Origin of the sequence: Pseudomonas sp. WS 5011, assembly GCF_012985775.1 — a bacterium.
GTDB classification, from domain to species: domain Bacteria; phylum Pseudomonadota; class Gammaproteobacteria; order Pseudomonadales; family Pseudomonadaceae; genus Aquipseudomonas; species Aquipseudomonas peli.
Genome location: NZ_JAAQXA010000010.1, coordinates 100,588 through 119,303, shown reverse-complemented (window position 1 = coordinate 119,303; position 18,716 = coordinate 100,588). Strand labels below are relative to the sequence as shown.

The window sequence follows — 18,716 nt, the reverse complement described above, 5'->3', positions numbered from 1 at the left end:
CAGCCCCGCCAAGCGGCTGTTATGCCTATCAACCGGTCATCAGGCGGGCTAGGCTAGGGCCTTTGCGAGGCCATGAGGTGGTTATGTCCAACGAAGATGCGAACGCTATGGCGGTTGAAACCCTGACGATCGTCGAAGCGCGGGTGCTGGGTTGCTTGATCGAAAAGCAGCTGACCACCCCCGAAGCCTATCCCCTGACGCTAAATGCCCTGGTGCTGGCCTGCAATCAGAAAACCAGCCGTGAGCCGGTGCTCAACCTTACCGCCGGCCAGGTCGGCCAGGCTCTGCGCAGCCTGGAGGGGCGAGAAATGGCGCGCCTGGTAATGGGCAGCCGGGCGGATCGCTGGGAGCATCGCGCCGACAAAGCGCTGGAGCTGGTGGCGGCGCAGGTGGTGCTGATCGGTCTGTTGCTGCTGCGTGGCCCGCAGACCATCAACGAGCTGCTGACCCGCAGCAGCCGCATGCATGATTTTGATGATGCCGAGCAGGTGCAGCATCACCTTGAGCGCCTGATCAGCCGCGAACTGGCCTGCCTGTTGCCACGCCAGTCGGGGCAGCGCGAAGACCGTTATATGCATGTGCTGGGTGACCCAACGGATTTGCAGGCGGTATTGGCAGCCAGAGCCAATGAGCCGCAGCGCGCGACGGCGGGCGGTCAGCAGGATGAGCGCCTGGAAGCTTTGGAGGCGCGGATTGCGGCGCTGGAAGAGCGCTTGGCGCAGTTGGAGTCGCCTGCGCAATAAACAAAAAAGGTGCTCGATTGAGCACCTTTTTTTGTGTTGCCTATTAGCTGTAATCAGCTAAAGCGCAGGCCTAGTGTACGTTCAGCACCACCTTCAGCGACACGGTTTGCGCCAGTGCGGTCGGCACCGTCTTCGGCTACACGCAGACGCTCTTGCAGGCGATCAGCACCACCTTCTGCGACACGGTTTGCGCCAGTACGTTCGGCACCGTCTTCCGCTACACGCAGGCGCTCTTGCAGACGATCAGCACCGCCTTCGGCGATACGGTTTGCGCCAGTGCGGTCGGCACCGTCTTCGGCCACACGCAGGCGCTCTTGCAGGCGATCAGCACCACCTTCAGCGACGCGGTTTGCGCCAGTGCGATCGGCACCGTCTTCGGCCACACGCAGACGCTCTTGCAGATGATCAGCACCGCCTTCAGTTTGCAGGTTGCTACCAAAACCCATCAGGTTTTTTACGCTGCTGTCCTGCATTTCACCCAGCAGTGGCTGCGGGTTGTTCTGTGGCAGGGCAAAGGCACTGATGGACAGGCTGCTCAGGATCACGGCGGTAAGAATTTGCTTTTTCATATTCAGGCTCCTCGTAAGGGCGGGTGTAAGTGAGTACGGAGCCAATCATACGGATGAAAATTTGATGAAGAAGTGCAGGCTGAGCATGGTAATCATCGACGGCATCGATAGTTGAGTTAATGTTTTATTTATCATGTAGTTATATTTATTTTTGAGTGTCTATACGATGGTTTTTGGAGCGATTGTGCATGATCATTAATATCTAATTAGTCGATATATTTAACTGCGCAGCTTGCGCGTCAGGTATAGGGTGTGGCTTTGCTTGAAATATCGAACGCCTGGTGCGTATTTTGTGCGCCTCGCCGTGCAACTGCGGCCTCTTGCATCAATAAGGACAACAGCAAATGAGTACCCTCGACCGCACCGCCCTGGCTGAGTTGCTGCGTGGTGTTGATGAAGTTGAATGTGTAACGCCTGATCTCAACGGCGTGCCGCGCGGCAAGGTGATGACGGCTGAGGGTTTTCTGGAGGGACGGCGCTTGCAGTTGGCGCGCGGGGTATTGCTGCAATGCATCATGGGTGGCTATCCGGCGCCGTGTTATTACGGCAGTGATGACGGTGACCTGGCCTTGAATGCCGAGCCGACGCAGATTCATCGGCTGCCCTGGAGTGAAACGCCGCGCGCGCTGGCCATCTGCGATGCTGATGAACTGGATGGACGTAGTTCCGGGTTGTCGACCCGCGGCCTGCTTAAGCAGGTAATTGCGCGTTACGCCAGTCATGGCTGGCAGCCGGTGGTGGCGACCGAGCTGGAGTTTTTCGTGTTTGCCCGCAATGCTGATCCGCTGCAGCCATTTCAGCCGCCGCTGGGGCTCGATGGTCGGCGTGAAGACGGCGGCTCGGCCTTCGGTGTGAGTTCCAACAATGGCCTGCGTCCGTTCTTCCGTGAAGTTTATCAGTGCATGGCGGCGCTAGGGTTGCCGCGCGATACCTTTATGCACGAGATGGGCGTCAGCCAGTTTGAGATCAACCTGCTGCACGGCGATCCGCTGCTGCTAGCGGATCAGACGTTTCTGTTCAAACACCTGCTCAAGGAGGTTGCGCTCAAGCATGGCCTTGCTGTGGTGTGCATGGCCAAGCCGCTGGCGCATACCCCGGGCAGCTCAATGCATATTCATCAGAGTGTGGTGGAGCAGGGCAGTGGGCAGAATATCTTCAGCGCGGCCGATGGCCAGGCAACGCCGGCGTTCTATCAATTTATTGCCGGTCAGCAGGCCGCTATGGCTGATTTCACTCTGCTGTTTGCCCCGCATGTAAATTCCTATCAGCGCCTTTGTCATCCTTATGCATCGCCGAACAATGCCTGCTGGTCGGAGGATAATCGCGCCGCAGGCCTGCGCATTCCCGCCAGTGCGCCAGTGGCGCGGCGGGTGGAAAACCGCTTGCCGGGCGCCGATGCCAATCCTTATCTGGCGCTGGCGGCGAGCCTTGCGGCGGGTTTGTATGGGATTGAACAGCAGCTGCAGCCCAGTGCGCCGATCCAGGGTGAGTTCGAAGTCCCGGACGAATTGGCGCTACCCTGTACCATGCATGCCGCGATCGAGCGTCTCAAACACAGTGCGCTGGCGCAGGAACTGTTTGGTGCAGAGTTCATCGAAGGCTACATCGCCAGTAAGACGCTGGAACTCACCAGTTTCTTTGATGAAATTACCCCGTGGGAGCGCCGCGTACTGGCGTCCCATGCCTAGAGTCTGACCGCCGAGCAGGGTTTCGGCGGCTTTTATGGAGACACCAGCCGCCCCATGTCTGTGATCCTCAAGTCATTTAGTTCGCTGTATTTCGCCACCCTCTTGATGTTGTTGGGCTCGGGTTTGTTGAGTACTTACCTGGCGTTGCGGTTGGCGGAAACGGCCGATGGACTCTGGGTCGGTGCGCTGATGGCGGCCAATTACCTGGGGCTGGTGCTGGGCGGCAAGATTGGCCACCGTCTGATTGCTCGGGTGGGTCATATCCGCGCCTATGTCGCCTGCGCCGGTGTGGTCACCGCTGCGGTTCTCGGGCATGGCTTGAGCGACTGGTTACCCAGCTGGTTGCTACTGCGGATGCTGGTCGGCCTGGGCATGATGTGCCAGTACATGGTGATCGAGAGCTGGCTCAATGAGCAGGCGGAAACCAGCCAGCGTGGTCAGGTGTTTGCCGGTTATATGGGGGCTTCCTACCTCGGTCTGATCCTCGGCCAGCTGGTGTTGGTGGTGCACCCGACGCTCGGTCTTGAGCTGCTGATGCTAGTGGCGCTGTGCTTTGCCCTGTGCCTGGTGCCGGTGGCCTTGACCCGCAAACTGCACCCTGCACCCTTGCATCCAGCCCCGCTGGAAATGCGCTTCTTTATCGACCGTGTGCCGTTGTCGCTGACCACCATTGTGGTCGCGGGGCTGCTGATTGGTTCGTTCTACGGCCTGGCGCCGCTGTATGGCACGCGCATGGGTTTGTCCACTGAGCAGATCGGTCTGTTTATGGGTTGCTGCATCATCGCTGGCCTGGTGGTGCAGTGGCCGTTGGGCTGGTTGTCTGATCGGCATGACCGCGTGCAGCTGATACGTGGCTGTGCCGCGTTGCTGGCGCTGGCTGCGCTGCCTCTGGCGATTCTGCCGCAGGCCAGTTTGCCGCTGTTGTTTGCCGGCGGCTTTGCGGTGTGTGCCTTGCAATTCAGCCTCTACCCGCTGGCGGTGGCGCTGGCCAATGACCATGTTGAAGCCGAGCGGCGGGTGTCACTGACGGCCATGCTGCTGGTGACTTTCGGTGTCGGCGCCAGTATTGGGCCGTTACTGGCGGGCGTGCTGATGCGCTTTCTCGGCGCGAACATGCTGTACGCTTTCGTCTGCGGTTGCGCCTTGATTCTAGTGCTGCGTATCCGTCCGGAGCGCGTCACCCATCTGCATCAGGTCGACGATGCGCCGCTGCACCACATTCCCATGCCTGACAGCACCACCAGTTCGCCGTTGACGGCGGCACTTGATCCTCGCGTCGATGAGCAGGTGGTGCAAGAGCAGATGCATCACACCAGTGCCGTGCAAGCGCCTGAAGGTGAGTCGCCTACCCAGCCAGAGCCGCGTGGATGAAACCGTTGCTAAGCGTGGTGATTCCTGCACGCAATGAAGCGCAAGCCTTGCCTGCATTGTTGGATGATTTGGCGGGACTTCGTGCCTCTGGTGCTGAGTTGATCCTGGTCGATGGTGGTAGCAGCGATAGCACTTGCGAGCTGGCACGGGGGCGGGTTGATCAAATACTTCGAGTGGCCCCTGGGCGCGCTTTGCAGATGAATGCCGGTGCGGCGGTGGCTTGTGGTGAATATGTGTGGTTTTTGCATGCCGACACGCGGGTCAGTGCAGCGTCGCTCATGCGCTTACACGACGTGCTAAGTGAGCGACCTCTGTGGGGACGCTTCGATGTGCGTTTATCTGGGCAAGGGCTGGCACTGCGGCTGATTGGTGCGATGATCAGTTTGCGTTCGCGCCTGAGCGGTATCGCCTCGGGTGATCAGGGGATTTTTGTTGCCCGACAGTCCTTTGACGCGTTGGGCGGTTATGCACAGATCCCCTTGATGGAAGATTTACAGCTGTGCAGGCGACTTAAGTCGCTGGCTCGACCGCGCTGTCTGCGTCCGCCCTTATTGACCTCAAGTCGGCGCTGGGAGCAGAACGGGATTGTGCGTACTGTGCTGCTGATGTGGCGCCTACGGCTTGCCTATTACTGTGGTGTCAGTCCAGCAAAGCTGGCCCGCCAATACCGCCGAGGGTCATGGCTATGAACCTGTCGATCTCATTGCACTTGCTTGCTCGTTCACCAGTCGCGGGGCAGGTAAAGACTCGCCTGATTCCAGCCCTGGGTGCTCAGGGGGCCTGTGACCTGCAGCAAATGCTGCTAGAGCGCGCATTGCAGTTACCGGCTGACGGCTTTGTTGAGCGCTTTCTCTGGTTGGATGGCGTTCCCAGTACAAGTCTGCAGGCGCTGGCGCAGCGCCTTGGCTGGACGTTGGTCGAACAGCCGGCTGGCGATCTTGGCGAGCGCATGCGCCGTATCGCCACGCTAGGGCTGGCTGAAAGTGATGCGGTAATCCTGATCGGCAATGACTGTCCGGCGCTCAATGGCGACTACCTGCAAGCAGCTTGTAGCGCGTTGCAGGAACGGTCTGTCGTGATTGGGCCTGCGGAGGATGGCGGTTATGTGCTGCTAGGGTTGCGTTGTATAGACGCAACTTTGTTCAGTGAGATGCCGTGGGGCACTGAGCGAGTGCTGGATATGACACTGCAACGCCTGCAGCAGCTGGACTGGCATCCGGGGCTGTTGCCTGCGTTGTGGGACGTGGATCGACCTGAAGATTTGTCTCGCCTGGCGGCGCTGAATATCGTGATCTAGAACAGTCCGTCACTTTCAAAACGCCGCGCTTCGCGCTGCAGCTGGTAAACGAAACGTTCGACCAGACGCTGTTCCTGGCCATTGATGCGGTGAAAACGTGCACCGACAAAAGTGGTGTCTACCTTGTCTTCATATTGCACGTGCCGCATTTCGATGGCCGTGGTCATGGCGCCGAAAGGAAAGCGTGCAGTAAACCGCTCATAGACCTGGCCTGCCTGTAGGCTGCCGGTGATGTTGCCGGGGAAGCGCAGCTTGCAGCCGGTTGCAGAGATATCCAGCAAATGTCCCGGTACTGCTGTGCGCAGTTTATCGCCGGCGAGCTCAATTTTGATCAGCTCACTTTGCTTAAGCGGCGCGCGGAAGGCACTACGCCGTTGGTGATAGGTCACCTCAAGCGGCATCGGGCTGAAATAGCAGCGCGCACCTTCATGGTCGGTAATGCGCACGCTTTGTTCGCATGTCCAGGCTACACGCACGCCTTCATGGAAGGCTTCTACGTTGAATGTTTCACCATTGGCCAAGTAGCGTTCGCCATCATTTGGCACTAACTCATCGAGAATCAGCAGGTTTTTATCGCGGTTGACGTCAATGACGTAGCTCTGGAACCGTTGGTTGCGCTCGTTGAAAGTGATGATCAGTGGGTCATGGTTTTGTTGCAGTTGGCGCAGGTTGGCAACTATTTCCACCGGTGCCTTGAGCACCTTGGGCGGCTGCGGGCCATCTTCCTGGCTAAAAGGACTGGACACGGTCCATAACTCTCCGAGCAAATACTATGGCACTAGCATACTGGCAATATGACAGTATGTCCCCTGTGCCTTGTTGGGTTTCAGGCCTGGCTAAGCGGGCGCTGCTGGCCGATTCTAGCGGCACTGCCGCGGCTGTCATAGAGGCTGGGTGTCTCGTTGCCGCGCAGAATGCCGAGCATGCTGTGAGCGGACGCCTGACTGGAACGAATCAACCGGCCATTGCGCAGATTGGCCGCTTGGCAGCGTTCGAGCAGGCTGTTGAGCTGGTCGCCACGCTCCAGCAACAGCTCGCCCTGATTGGACTGAGCTGCAAGCGTTTGCAGGCCAGCACGGTCGGTACTGAGGTTAAGGCTGCTAAGCAGCTGGCTGCGTATCTTGCCGTGCTGGTCGAGTCGCGTCAGCAACGGCAGTTTTTCCGTGAGGATACTTTGCAGGCGAGGGAGGTCGCGGTCGCTGAGGGCTTGGAATTCGGTGTCGATCAATTCAAGCAACTGCTCGGCGGTGCCGATATCGTTGGTGAACAGTTCAAGCAACTGGGTGTCGTGCATTGCAGGCTCTTCGGGGTAACAGGCACTGATGCGAGTAGCATTCAGCGTCTATTGGGCGACCAATTACCCCAGCGTAGCCCGGTGACTAGCGCTGGGATTCGAAATTAAGCAGTTTGCTGGCAACGCGCTGGCTATCAACTTGGTAACTGCCATCTTCAATTGCTTGCTTGAGTTGGGCAACGCGCTCTTTATTGACGGTTGGCTGGTCGCGCAACTTCTCGCTGACTTTCTGCAGTTGTTGCGCATCACGGCTCAGCTGCACGGACTCACCGCTTTTGCCGGCCTGTTGTGCCTGCTCGACAGGGTTGGGGACGTTGCCAGGCTGTTTGCCGCTGATGGCTTCGTTCTGGCCACCTGCCTGCGCACTGCCGGCCCGCCCCGAATTGGCTGGCGATGCGGCATTGTTGAGCCGGTTGATGTCAATGACCATGATGCAAAACCTCGAACAGAGTTTGGACGCTTGACTAGCTTGTCGGCATTGCCCTGGAAAACTTTAGGGCAAAAAAGTGTGCGCCAAATAACAGTCTAAACACAGTGTGGATAATCGTCAGCTCACCGAGTGAACAAAGTTTAAAACAAGAATCATGCCTACATCGCTACTTCAACCTGTCCAGGGCCGATTACACGGGCTCTGATCACTCTGTTCGAGCGTTGATTGCGCACACTGATCTGCTTGCCAATTATGCCGTCAGATAAGGCTTCGCCCTGCATTCGCACGCTGATACCTGCGCTGCGGGCGCTGATAACAACCTGATCACCTTTGCGGATGGCGTCGGCCATTTGTACATGGATGGGCGCAAGCACCTGGTCGGGTAACAAAGGGCGCGTCAATTTTTTGCCGATGGCTTGCTTAAGTGCAGTGAGATAACCCTGGTTGAGTAGGCCGACATCACGCTCAGCCAACATCACGTCCATTTGTGTCAACAGGATGTCGCGCTTCAATGGCCGGCTGGCGATCACCACCTCCCGGTACAGGCGCACTTGTCCGGGCACAAACACCGTCCAAGGCGAGGCGCCGTCACAGCGTACGCGCAGGGTGACGCGGCCAATCGGCTCCGCAGGGCTTTCCAAGGTTGTGGTCAGGGGCTGCTGGCACTCTGGCAGGCGCAAGCGTGGGTCGAGTCGGTTGATTTGAATCTCATGGCGGCCAGCGATGTTGCTACGCTGTAAATAATCGTTCACCGCTTGCTCAAGAAAAACTTCGCCAGCGCCGATAAGTTGTTCAGGTCGTGTGGCGTTGGCTGTTGCCAAAGCGCTATAGCCGACTGCCAGCAAAGCGGGTACAACTGCCAGCCAGTAGCGGCATTTTGCCAGTGAGTGTCGGTTCGTTGTCGTTTCAGTGTTCATATGGGTTAGATAGCAAGGCGCGTGCCGCCTGCTACGCTGACAGCAATCTGTTACTCAAATAAGGAGTTTGGGTATGGCCGGTGTGATGGATTCGGTTAACCAACGAACTCAGTTGGTTGGGCAGAATCGTTTGGAGTTGTTGCTGTTTCGTCTGAACAGCAACCAGCTGTATGGGATCAATGTTTTCAAGGTGAAAGAGGTGCTGCAGTGCCCCAAACTGACCATCATGCCGAAATCGAGCCCGGTTGTTCGTGGTGTCGCCAATATCCGTGGCGGCACTATTCCGATTCTTGATTTGTCCATGGCCACCGGCAGCGCGCCGCTGGCTAATATCGACAACAGCTTTGTCATCATCACTGAATACAACACCAAGGTTCAGGGCTTTCTGGTGCACTCGGTCGAGCGCATCGTCAACATGAACTGGGAGTCGATTCATCCACCACCCAAGGGCACCGGTCGTGACCATTACCTCACAGCGGTCACCCACCTTGACGACAAGATGGTTGAAATCATTGATGTCGAAAAGATTCTGGCCGAAGTGGCTCCGACATCCGAAGTTATCTCTGAAGGTGTTCTGAATGCGGAGACCCAGGCCCGTGCGGTGAGCAAGCGTGTGCTGACCTGCGATGACTCATCGGTGGCGCGTAAACAGGTTACTCGCTGTCTGGAAACTGTCGGCGTGGAGGTGGTTGCGCTGAATGATGGGCGTCAGGCACTGGATTATCTGAAGGCGATGGTGGACGAGGGCAAGAACCCCGCAGAAGAGTTTTTGATGCTGATTTCTGACATCGAGATGCCGGAAATGGATGGCTATACCTTGACTGCGGAGATTCGCGCAGATCCGCGCATGCAAAAGCTGCACATCATCCTGCATACTTCGTTATCGGGCGTGTTCAACCAGGCCATGGTGAAGAAAGTCGGCGCGGATGATTTTCTCGCTAAGTTTCGCCCGGATGACCTGGCTGCACGGGTAGCTGACCGCATCAATATCGCGGCAGGGGACTGAGGGCTTTGCCCTCAGTGAATCATATGTTTGTCGAGGCCTCGCGAGTGTCTACAGGTAATTTGGATTTCGAGCAGTTCCGGACTTTCCTGGAAAAAGCCTGCGGCATCCTGCTTGGCACCAACAAGCAGTATCTGGTTTCCAGTCGGCTCAACAAGTTGATGGAGCAGAACAGTATCAAGACCCTGGGGGAGCTGGTGCAGCGCATGCAGACCCAGCCGCGCAGTGGTTTGCGCGAGCAAGTGGTCGATGCCATGACGACCAATGAAACCCTGTGGTTTCGCGACACTTATCCGTTTGAAGTGCTGAAAAACCGTGTGCTGCCGGAGATGATTAAGGCAAGCCCCGGCCAGCGCCTGCGCATCTGGTCGGCGGCGTGCTCTTCGGGGCAGGAACCCTATTCGCTTTCGATGACCATCGACGAGTTCGAGAAGACCAATATCGGTCAGCTCAAGGGTGGTTTGCAGATTGTGGCCACTGACCTCTCGCCGACCATGTTGATCAACTGTAAATCCGGTGAATACGACAGTCTGGCGATGGGCCGTGGGCTTTCCCAGGAGCGTCTGCAGCGCTATTTCGACCCTAAAGGGCCGGGGCGCTGGGTGGTCAAACCGGCCATTCGTAGTCGCATTGAGTTCCGCCCGCTGAACCTGTTGGACAGTTACGCCAGCCTGGGCAAGTTCGATGTGGTGTTCTGCCGTAACGTGCTGATCTATTTCTCGGCCGAGGTGAAGAAGGATATCCTCACGCGCATTCATGCCATGTTGAAGCCGGGCGGTTACCTGTTTCTGGGGGCTTCCGAAGCGCTTAATGGTCTGCCTAACCACTACCAGATGGTGCAGTGCAGTCCTGGAATCATCTACAAGGCGAAGTAACAGTCGCTGTATTGAAAAGCGGGAGGCCACTGGCCTCCCGTTTTTTATTGCGGACAGTTTTTGATGCTGGCCTTACGAGTTGCTGACCTGCGTTGCGGGGCTGGGTGGCAGGCACTGGCTGTGGGTATCTGGCTCAAGGTAGGGCTGCAGAATCGGGGCCATGCCCTTGAGCACCTGCACTGGCAAGGCTGAGGTGAAACGGAAGTTTTCTGCCGCACGGCCTGGGACGAAAGCGGTAAGCGTCCCGTAGTGGCGAGCGCCGAGGTAGAACACGAACGTTGCCGTACGGTTCATCGCCCGCGAGGTAAGTACCCGGCCACCGGCGCCAACGGTTTCGATGCGGTTATCGCCAGTGCCGGTTTTGCCGCCGACTTTCAGCGGTTGGCCATTCGCCTGGATAAAACTACCGAGCAGGCGCCGCGCAGTACCGGCTTCAACCACATCGGCGAGGGCGCTGCGCAACGCGGCCGCAACCTCAGAGGCCATCACTCGTTTGCCCTCGGTTTGATCGCGGAGCACAAGGGTGTCATAGGGCGTATCCGCAGCGAAGTGCAGGCTGTCGATGCGCGCTGTGGGCTGCCGAATGCCGTCGTTCTGAATAATTCCAACCAGTTCGGCCAACGCCGCCGGGCGGTCACCGGAGCTGCCGATAGCGGTGGCCAGCGACGGCACCAGATGGGCGAAGGGGTAGCCGAGGTTTTGCCAGCGCCGGTGAATATCGAGGAAGGCCTCTACCTCCAGCATGATGCGGATGCGGCTGTCGCGCGCGCTCTTGTGGCGACTGCGGAACAGCCAGCCGTAGACCTCTTGGCGCTCATCCTGGCTGGCGGTCACGGCATTGCTGAAGGTGGCTTGCGGTTGTTCGATCAGGTAGCCCAGGAGCCACAGTTCAAGCGGGTGGACGCGGGCGATATAGCCCTGGTCCGGTAGGCTGTAAGCGCCGGGGCCATAGCTTTTATAAAGCTCGGCGATGCGCTTATCGCTGAGTTTTTCCTGGGGCAGGTATTTGCGCAGGAAGGCGGCGAAGCTGGCTTCATCGCTATGCGGCATCAGGTAGCGGTGCACGGCGGCGAGGCGTACCGAGGTATGGCGCAGGCCGTTGAGGAAGGTGTCCAGACGCTGTTGCTCGGGCTGGCCCTGATATTTTCGCCAGAAACGCAGCAGGAAGGTGGTGCCTTCGCGGTCGGCGAAGTCCTGCAGATAGGCTTGGCGGCGCGGGTCCTTATCGTCCTTGAGCAGTTCGGCGCTGTTGTTCGGGCCCTGGTAGGTGCTGTAGCGCACCAGGTCGCGCATCAGGCGGATAAACGGCAGGTTGAGCGACTCGCGCAGGGCTTCGCGCATGCTGGCGATGCGCTGGTTGTCCTCGCGGCGGAAGTTGGCGAAGGTGTGAATGCCGCCGCCGGTGAAGAAGCGCTCGCCCGGGCTGGCGGAGTATTTACGCTCCAGCGCGGCATCAAGCATGGCCGATAGGCTGGCGTTGGGGGTGCTCTGCAGGTAGCCGATGGCCCAGCGGGTGAGGTTGTCCTGAGCGTTGACAGCGCGCAATTCGCTGGCGCTTTGGCCGGCATGGCGCTGATGCAGCTCGGCGATGATTTCCAGGTAGGTAGCCAGCACCCTGAGCTTGGCGGTGGAGCCCAGTTCCAGCTTGCTGCCTTCGTTGATGTCGAACGGCTGGTCTGTGCTGTCGGTTTGCACCCGTACCACGCTGCCGTTACTAGTGCGCTCGAACAAGGTGAAGCTGTAGCGCACATCGGCAGTCTTTTCCGGGGACAGCAGACGCTCGCCAAACAGGCCGATTTGCCCGGCAAATTCCGGGTCGGCCAATTGCTGCAGGTACTGGCTGGCGGCTTGCTGCAGCTGGTTGTTCAGCGTGCTGGTGGCGCTCAGGTCGAGGCGATCCAGGTCATACAGCGGCATGTTGAGCATGGCTGACAGGCGTGCCCGCGAAACGCTGATGCCCTTGTTATTGTCCACCACCTGCAGGTTGGGCTCCAGGGCCCAGTCGCGGTAGACCAGTGACTGGTTCAGTGCCGCATCGCGTAGCGCCGCGTCAATCAGGCCGCCGCCGGCCAGCAGACGGATATGGCTATCGGTCAGTTCGGCCAGGTCATTACGGCCCTGAGCTAGGTAATACGAGGGGCGGCGCTGGGCAATCATCAGAGCCAGTACCTGACGCAGCGCCAGGCCGCGCTCGGCCAGGCTGGCATCTGGCGAGCGCGTCGGGTCGAGCAGCAGATTGACCTGGGCGAAGTCCGCGCCGAACCAGATGCGCAGGCCATCGGCCAGGCCATGCACTTCGCCATGCCCGGGGGCGGCGGAGAGCGGCACGCTGTTGAGGTAGTCGCGCACGATATTTTCCCGCGCAGCCAGTGTCTGCGGGCCGCTCTGGTAGGCGCGCACGCTGGCGGAAAGCATTTGCCGCAGTTTCTCCGTGGCCGACAAGGTCAGGCCATCCGGGGAATGGCGATACTTCTCCAACTGGGTGGCCAGGGTGCTGCCGCCGGCAGACTGGTCCTGCATGTCCAACAACTTGCCGACCTGGGAGATGGCCGCCATGACGAAGCGCGGCCAATCCACCGCTGGGTTGGCCAGCGGCTGCTCGGGGTCGAGCAGCTTACGGTTTTCGATAAACAGCAGGCTGCTGGCTACCAGTGGCGGGATGGCGTTGAAGCTTGGGTAGCGCTGTTGCGGGTAGCGGAATTCATAGAAGGGCGTGCCGCTGCAATCACTGATGCGCAGGCCACTCTGGATTTTTTCCGGGTAGGGGATAAACAGGCCGCGCTGGGCATAGCTGAGCAGGGCGGGGGAGAACTGCGCCTGCTGTTGCACGATGTAATTGCGCTGGCCAAGGCGTTCCAGCATCAGGGGCAGGTAGGTGTAGCCCTGGCGCTTATCGAAAGGGCCTTCTTTGGGGTAGATGATCGACGGGCTGGGGCCTGGCTTGACCCGGTAGCTCAACGTCTGCGCATAGCGGCTGAGTTCCTGAGCCTGAAAGCGTGAGGTGCGCACTTCCTCGGCCAGCAAAAAGCCGGCAGCGATGCACAGCAGTAAAACCAGCAGCCAGAAAGTGACCTTCACTTTACTGATGGGGTTGCGCCGGTTAGGTGGTTCGCCAGCCGGCAGGGTGGTGATATCGAGTTGCCAAGGTGCGCCCATATTCATTTAGCCTGATGTACTCATCCATAGGTTTGACAGGTTGCTGAATAACATCAGCGGGCTTGAGCACTGAGTTCCTCTCAGCTGGCCACTGCCTGTAGTTTAGTCGTTGGTGCAGTAGGCAAGCCGGGATGGGCTTGGCAGCCGGAAGATTTTTTGCTGATTTTTATACGCGGCTGTTGGATTAAGTGATCAGCGGCAACACCGCGATACGGGAACTGGTGCACGATTGTGGTGATGCTGCGTTGAGGCGCAGTTCGCTGGAATTTTGCCGTGACGGAACAGGCGACGAGTGAGCGATGCAGCGCGATCATCGGGAGCAACTCAACCTCAGTTGGCAGGCCAATGCCGATGCCTGGACGGCAGCCGTGCGCGAGCAGCGCATTGAAAGCCGCCGGTTGGTGACGGATGCCGCCATCGTTCAGGCGATTCTGGCCCTGGCGCCTAAGCGTGTGCTGGATCTTGGGTGTGGCGAGGGCTGGTTGTGCCGTGGGCTGGTCGAGCATGGCATTGAGGCGGTTGGCGTGGATGCTTCCGCCCCGCTGATTGCTGTGGCGCAGCAGGCGGCGACAGGTGCGTCGCAGTACCGCGTATGCGGCTATGCCGAGCTGGAAAGTCAGGCCGAGCTGCTGGGCCGTTTCGATGTTCTGGTGTGCAACTTTGCCCTGCTGGAAGAACCCCTGACGCCGACCCTGAATGCCTTGCATGGCCTACTGGCGGAGAACGGTCGCTTATTGATCCAGACCCTGCATCCTTGGCGCGCCTGCAACGATGCGAGCTATCGCGACGGTTGGCGGGTGGAAACCTTTGCCGGCTTCGGCGAGGGCTTTGCCCAGCCGATGCCCTGGTTTTTTCGCACGCTGGAGTCCTGGCTGGCGTTGTTCAGTGAAACCGGCTGGCGCCTGCAATGGCTGCAGGAGCCGTTGCACCCGGAGAGCGAACAGCCGGTATCGCTGTTGATGCTGCTGAGTTCCGAGCGCAGCTGAACCGGCTGTACTGCCGATCAATCGACGATAAACAGCCGCGCCCCGTCGGTCGTGGATGAACGATGCGCCTCAGCCTGATCAGCCACCTGATAGCTCATGCCCGCTGTCATGACAAAGCGCCGGCCATCCTCCAGCTCGGTGTGCAGTTCGCCTTCGAGGCACAGCAGGATGTGGCCTTTCTTGCACCAATGATCGGCCAGGTAGCCGGCGCTGTACTCGACCATGCGCACGCGAATGTTGCCAAACACCTGGGTGCGCCAGTAGGCCATACCGGTTTCGCCGGCATGTTCGCTGCGCTCAATCTGGCTCCAGTCGGTAACGCCGAATGGGATATCGCTGAGGTTCATGGTGTCAGTCCTTTGCTCAAGCCGCTCAACTGCGGCGTTGACGATCTTCTGCATAGCGGCGCATCACCCATTGGCCGGCCGGGTGAGCGTGCAGTTCATCAAGGAAAGCCTGAGTCTTGGCATCGTGTCCGGCAATGCCTTCCCACGGCGTACCGGCCGGGGTGAACAGCGGGGCGAACAGGGCGGCGGCGCTGATGTCGGCCAGGGTCAGCTGCTCACCGACCAGATAGCGTGATGGATCGCCATGGATGCGCGACTCGATCAGTGCCAGGCCTTCGAGCAATTCGGCCTGGGATTTCGCCACCCGCGGCGGCGTCACGCCATACAGGCGTTGTACACCGTTGATCAGTACCGGCTTCATTAGGTCGCGCAGGCCCAGCAGCGGGCGGTAGACCTTGAGCATGGCGTGCATCACCGAGTCCCATTGCTTGATCTGGCCGTACAACCAGCGGCGTACATGCACACCCAGGCGGTCGAACTGTTCTTCCAGCTCCAGCACCTCGGCGCGTTGTGCCGCGTCGGTCGGCAGCAGCGGACGCTCTGGATAATGCTGCTCCAGGTACAGGGCGATCTGCGTGGAGTCGCCGATGACCTGCTCGCCATCCTTGAGGATCGGCAGGGTGACGATATTGGCCAGGCGCTTGCTTTTCAGCCGGTGCAGACCAGGAAAGAGGTTATCCACCTGAAAATCGAGGCCCTTATGATCCAGGTGCCAGCGGGTTTTTTCGCAGTAGTGGGATATCGGGAACTGATAAAGCGTGCGCATGGTGGGCCCTCGACAATGATGCGCCGAGTGTACGGGCTGTTTGGTCGACTACCCAGTCGCAATCAGCAGTCCAGGCTTTCGTTGGGGGAGCCATTGCCCAGGCCACCGTTGACCTGGGCGAACAGCTTAGGGCGTACGTTGCAGCTCGACCTTGCCGGTGGCACTGGCCAGCAGATGCTCCGGCAAGTCGAGCAGGTCATCATCGAAGGTTTCCAGCGGCGGCGGGCGACGCTCGAAACGCGAGCCGAGCACCAGCAGGCAAGGCGTCAGCAGCAGGGTCAGCACGGTGGCGAAGCTCAGGCCGCCAGCGATGGCGCTGGACAGCTGGGTCCACCACTGGGTCGACGGCGCGCCAAAGCCCAGGCTGGGGGTGAGCAGGTCAACGTTAACCCCGATCACCATCGGCACCAGGCCGAGGACCGTGGTCACGGCGGTCAGCAGCACTGGGCGCAAGCGCAGGCTGCCGGTTTCCAGCGCCGCCTCACGCGGCTCCAGACCCTGGCGGCGTAGCTGGTTGTAGGTGTCGATGAGGATAATGTTGTTGTTCACCACGATCCCCGCCAGTGCGATCAGGCCCATACCCACCATCACGATACCGAACGACTGGCCATTGACCAGCAGGCCCATCAGCACTCCGGCGGTGGACAAGACGATAGCCGAGAGCACCAGCAGCGACTGGTAGATGCTGTTGAACTGCGTCACCAGGATGATAAACATCAGGAAAATCGCCACCGCAAAGGCAGTGCCGAGGAACGTCGCGGCTTCACGCTGGTCGGCGTCTTCGCCGGCGAATTTCACCTGCACATCAACGGGCACCTCGCCCATGGCTTCGCGCAGGGCTTGCAGGCGCTCGTCCAGGCGCGCGCCTTCGGCGATGTCGGCCTGTAGGGTGATTGTGCGGTTACCGTCGACCCGGCGCAGGGTGCCGACCTTCGGCGCCTGTTGCAGCGAGACGAAATTACTCAGCGGAATCTGCCCGGCCGGGGTGTTCAGGGTCAGGCGGCCGAGCTGGTCGAGGGAGCGCCAGTTGGCCGGCAGGCGCACGCGGATATCCACCTCGTCGGTAGCGTCTTCCGGGCGGTAGGTGGCCAGTTTCAGGCCGTTGGTGACCATCTGCACGGCATTACCCACGCTCAGCACGTCCGCGCCAAAACGCGCGGCCGCCTCGCGGTCGACCTTGACCCGCCATTCGATACCCGGCAGGGCTCGGTCATCCTCGACATCCTTGAAGCCGCCCAGGCGCTGCATGTTGGCGCGCACCTGTTCGACCCACTGATCGGCCTTGGCCGGGTCCATGGAACTGACCTGTAGCTTCACGGGTTTGCCGCTGCTGGGGCCTTCTTCCTGTTTGCGGAATTCCAGCACGATGCCCGGGATGTCCGCCGTTCGCGTGCTCATGTCGGCGAGGATCTTGCCGGCCGAACGCCGCTCATGCCATTCGACGAACTGGAATTGCAGGGTGCCGATCACGTCCGCACCGAGCTGGCCATCCGGCTGCGCCAGGGAGCGAGCGTACAGCGCTTTGACCTCGCTCATGCCGAGCAGGCGTTTCTCCACCTGTTGCAGCAGGGCGTCTTTTTCTTGCACTGACAGATCGCCACGGGCGCGCAACCAGATCTGCGCGTTTTCCGGCTCGACTTCGGGGAAGAATTCCACGCCATGGTTGAAGCGACCATAGGCGGTGTAGATCAGCGCAATCAACGCGAGCATGCCCAGCAAGGTCAGTCCAGGGCGTTTCAGCAACGTAGCGAGCAGGCGGCGATAACCGACGGCGCCACGGCCAGGCTGGGCGGCTTGCGGCAGGGGCTGGCCGCCAGTGACGGCGCCGAGCACTGGTAGAAACACCAGGGCCATGGCCAGTGAAGCGAGCAGGCAAACGATCACTGTAGCCGGCAGGTACTTCATAAACTGGCCGACCACGCCGGGCCAGAACAGCAGTGGCAGAAACACCACCAGGGTGGTGGCGGTGGAGGCGATCACCGGCCAGGCCATCCGCGTGGCGGCATTGGCCCAGGCCTGGCGTGGCGTCTGCCCTTGATGCAGGTAGCGGTCGGCCAGTTCTGAGACGACGATGGCGCCGTCCACCAGCATGCCAGCCACCAGAATCAGGCTGAACAGCACGACGATATTCAGGGTGAAACCGAACATCCAGATCACCAGGATGCCGGTCAGAAAGGCCCCTGGAATGGTCAGCCCAACCAACAGCGCCGAGCGCATGCCCATGCTCGCCACAACCAGAATCAGCACCAACACGATGGCGGTCATCACGTTGTTGAGCAGGTCACTGAGCATGCTCTGCACCTGCTGCGACTGGTCCATGATGTAGCTGACCTTGAGGCCTTCGGGCAGCAGCGGCTGGGCTTTGACCATCAGCGCCTTGACCTGCTCGATGGTGTCGATGATGTTGGCGCCGCTGCGCTTGGACACCTCCAGCACCACCGCCGGCTGGCCATTGATCCGTGCGTAGCCGGTGGGGTCCTTGAAGGTGCGGTGAATGGTGGCAACGTCGCCGAAGGTCACCACGCTGTCGCCGACCACCTTGATCGGCATGGACAGTACGTCTTCGAGGTCTTCGATCACCCCGGGCACTTTCATGCTCATACGCCCGGCACCGGTGTCCAGGCTGCCGGCGGCGACCAGGCGATTGTTGCGGCTGACCAGGTTGAACAGCTCGTTGTAATCGATGCCGTAGCTGTCGAGCACCTGTGGGTCTACGACGATTTCCAGCAGGTCTTCGCGGTCGCCGCCGATTTCCACCGACAACACTTCGGCGATGCCTTCGACGTTCTCTTTCAGGCGCCGGGCGATGTAGACCAATTCGGTTTCGGCAATCGGCCCGGACAGGCCAATCGACAGCACCGGAAACAGCGCCACGTTGACTTCATTGACTGTCGGTTCCTCGGCTTCCTCTGGCAGCTTGCTGCGGGCGGTATCAACCTTCTCACGCACATCGGCCAGGGCCAGTTTGGCGTTGAAGCCAGCATCGAACTCCAGAGTCACCGAGGCATGGCCTTCGCTGGCCATGGAGCGCATTTCCTTGACCCCTTCGAGGCTGCGCAGCTCCTGCTCAAGGGGGCGAACCAGCAGGCGTTCGGCGTCTTCCGGGCTGATGCCTTCGAGGGTTACCGAAACATAGATGATCGGGATGCTGACATCCGGATTGGCTTCCTTGGGGATGGCGAAATACGCCGCCAGCCCACCTAGCATAAGAAATAGCAGCACCAGCAGGCTGGTGCGGCTGCGATCCAGCGCCGCAGCGATCAGGCCGTGCATA

The 18,716-nt window shown here is 59.8% G+C and carries 17 protein-coding genes; 8 read left to right on the top strand and 9 right to left on the bottom strand.

Annotated features, from left to right (window positions below):
- The first annotated feature begins 83 nt into the window (after nt 1-83).
- Entirely contained in the window at nt 84-743 is a 660-nt protein-coding gene (locus HBN63_RS12830) for a DUF480 domain-containing protein (protein ID WP_170049679.1), read from the top strand.
- Between the two features lie 53 nt (nt 744-796).
- On the opposite strand, the gene HBN63_RS12825 is transcribed toward HBN63_RS12830, so the two are convergent.
- Entirely contained in the window at nt 797-1,312 is a 516-nt protein-coding gene (locus HBN63_RS12825; protein ID WP_170049678.1) for a phage infection protein, read from the bottom strand.
- A 446-nt stretch (nt 1,313-1,758) separates the two neighbouring features.
- On the opposite strand from HBN63_RS12825, the gene HBN63_RS12820 reads away from it, so the two are divergent.
- Genes HBN63_RS12820 through HBN63_RS12805 form a run of 4 tightly spaced genes read left to right on the top strand, consistent with a single transcriptional unit; the run spans nt 1,759 to nt 5,668 of the window.
- Nucleotides 1,759-3,000 carry a glutamine synthetase family protein gene (locus HBN63_RS12820; protein WP_170049710.1) on the top strand — a complete coding sequence of 414 codons (1,242 nt, stop codon included), beginning with the start codon at nt 1,759-1,761 and terminating at the stop codon, nt 2,998-3,000.
- Between the two features lie 54 nt (nt 3,001-3,054).
- The gene (locus tag HBN63_RS12815; RefSeq protein WP_170049677.1) at nt 3,055-4,371 is read left to right on the top strand and encodes an MFS transporter; all 1,317 of its coding nucleotides are present in this window, start codon (nt 3,055-3,057) and stop codon (nt 4,369-4,371) included.
- Nucleotides 4,368-5,060 (top strand): TIGR04283 family arsenosugar biosynthesis glycosyltransferase, encoded by a 693-nt coding sequence (locus HBN63_RS12810; RefSeq protein WP_170049676.1) that lies wholly within the window; start codon nt 4,368-4,370, stop codon nt 5,058-5,060. Before HBN63_RS12815 ends, HBN63_RS12810 begins: the two co-directional genes overlap by 4 nt.
- Nucleotides 5,057-5,668 (top strand): TIGR04282 family arsenosugar biosynthesis glycosyltransferase, encoded by a 612-nt coding sequence (locus tag HBN63_RS12805; RefSeq protein ID WP_167141762.1) that lies wholly within the window; start codon nt 5,057-5,059, stop codon nt 5,666-5,668. The genes HBN63_RS12810 and HBN63_RS12805 overlap by 4 nt, the downstream gene beginning before the upstream one ends.
- Here HBN63_RS12805 and HBN63_RS12800 read toward each other — a convergent pair.
- The 4 genes from HBN63_RS12800 to flgA form a co-directional block, all read right to left on the bottom strand.
- Complete coding sequence (locus HBN63_RS12800) at nt 5,665-6,414, bottom strand: flagellar brake protein (protein ID WP_170049675.1); 750 nt, start codon at nt 6,412-6,414, stop codon at nt 5,665-5,667. The genes HBN63_RS12805 and HBN63_RS12800 overlap by 4 nt on opposite strands.
- 80 nt (nt 6,415-6,494) lie before the next feature.
- Nucleotides 6,495-6,962: a flagellar export chaperone FlgN gene (flgN, locus tag HBN63_RS12795; protein ID WP_170049674.1), complete on the bottom strand. Its 468-nt coding sequence runs from the start codon at nt 6,960-6,962 to the stop codon at nt 6,495-6,497.
- A gap of 85 nt (nt 6,963-7,047) precedes the next feature.
- Nucleotides 7,048-7,392 (bottom strand): flagellar biosynthesis anti-sigma factor FlgM, encoded by a 345-nt coding sequence (gene flgM / locus HBN63_RS12790; RefSeq protein ID WP_170049673.1) that lies wholly within the window; start codon nt 7,390-7,392, stop codon nt 7,048-7,050.
- A 158-nt stretch (nt 7,393-7,550) separates the two neighbouring features.
- A complete protein-coding gene (flgA, locus tag HBN63_RS12785) occupies nt 7,551-8,309 on the bottom strand; it encodes a flagellar basal body P-ring formation chaperone FlgA (RefSeq protein WP_160085159.1) in 759 nt (252 codons plus the stop codon).
- A 73-nt stretch (nt 8,310-8,382) separates the two neighbouring features.
- Here flgA and HBN63_RS12780 point away from each other — a divergent pair, with 73 nt between their 5' ends.
- Both HBN63_RS12780 and cheR read left to right on the top strand, forming a co-directional pair.
- Entirely contained in the window at nt 8,383-9,315 is a 933-nt protein-coding gene (locus HBN63_RS12780) for a chemotaxis protein CheV (RefSeq protein ID WP_090248441.1), read from the top strand.
- A gap of 44 nt (nt 9,316-9,359) precedes the next feature.
- Nucleotides 9,360-10,187, top strand: a complete 828-nt coding sequence (gene cheR, locus HBN63_RS12775; RefSeq protein ID WP_167354419.1) for a protein-glutamate O-methyltransferase CheR — start codon at nt 9,360-9,362, stop codon at nt 10,185-10,187.
- A 72-nt stretch (nt 10,188-10,259) separates the two neighbouring features.
- Here the strand turns inward: cheR and HBN63_RS12770 are convergent, their stop codons facing one another.
- On the bottom strand, nt 10,260-13,343 hold the full coding sequence (locus HBN63_RS12770; protein WP_170049672.1) for a transglycosylase domain-containing protein: 3,084 nt from the start codon (nt 13,341-13,343) through the stop codon (nt 10,260-10,262).
- 299 nt (nt 13,344-13,642) lie between these two features.
- Between HBN63_RS12770 and HBN63_RS12765 the strand changes: the two genes are divergently transcribed.
- Nucleotides 13,643-14,329, top strand: a complete 687-nt coding sequence (locus HBN63_RS12765) for a methyltransferase domain-containing protein (protein WP_170049671.1) — start codon at nt 13,643-13,645, stop codon at nt 14,327-14,329.
- A gap of 17 nt (nt 14,330-14,346) precedes the next feature.
- Here HBN63_RS12765 and HBN63_RS12760 read toward each other — a convergent pair whose 3' ends face one another.
- The 3 genes from HBN63_RS12760 to HBN63_RS12750 form a co-directional block, all read right to left on the bottom strand.
- The gene (locus HBN63_RS12760; protein WP_090248436.1) at nt 14,347-14,676 is read right to left on the bottom strand and encodes a DHCW motif cupin fold protein; all 330 of its coding nucleotides are present in this window, start codon (nt 14,674-14,676) and stop codon (nt 14,347-14,349) included.
- Nucleotides 14,677-14,701: 25 nt separating this feature from the next.
- Nucleotides 14,702-15,442 carry a glutathione S-transferase family protein gene (locus HBN63_RS12755; RefSeq protein WP_090248434.1) on the bottom strand — a complete coding sequence of 247 codons (741 nt, stop codon included), beginning with the start codon at nt 15,440-15,442 and terminating at the stop codon, nt 14,702-14,704.
- 126 nt (nt 15,443-15,568) lie between these two features.
- On the bottom strand, nt 15,569-18,715 hold the full coding sequence (locus HBN63_RS12750; RefSeq protein WP_170049670.1) for an efflux RND transporter permease subunit: 3,147 nt from the start codon (nt 18,713-18,715) through the stop codon (nt 15,569-15,571).
- Between the last annotated feature and the right edge of the window lies 1 nt (nt 18,716).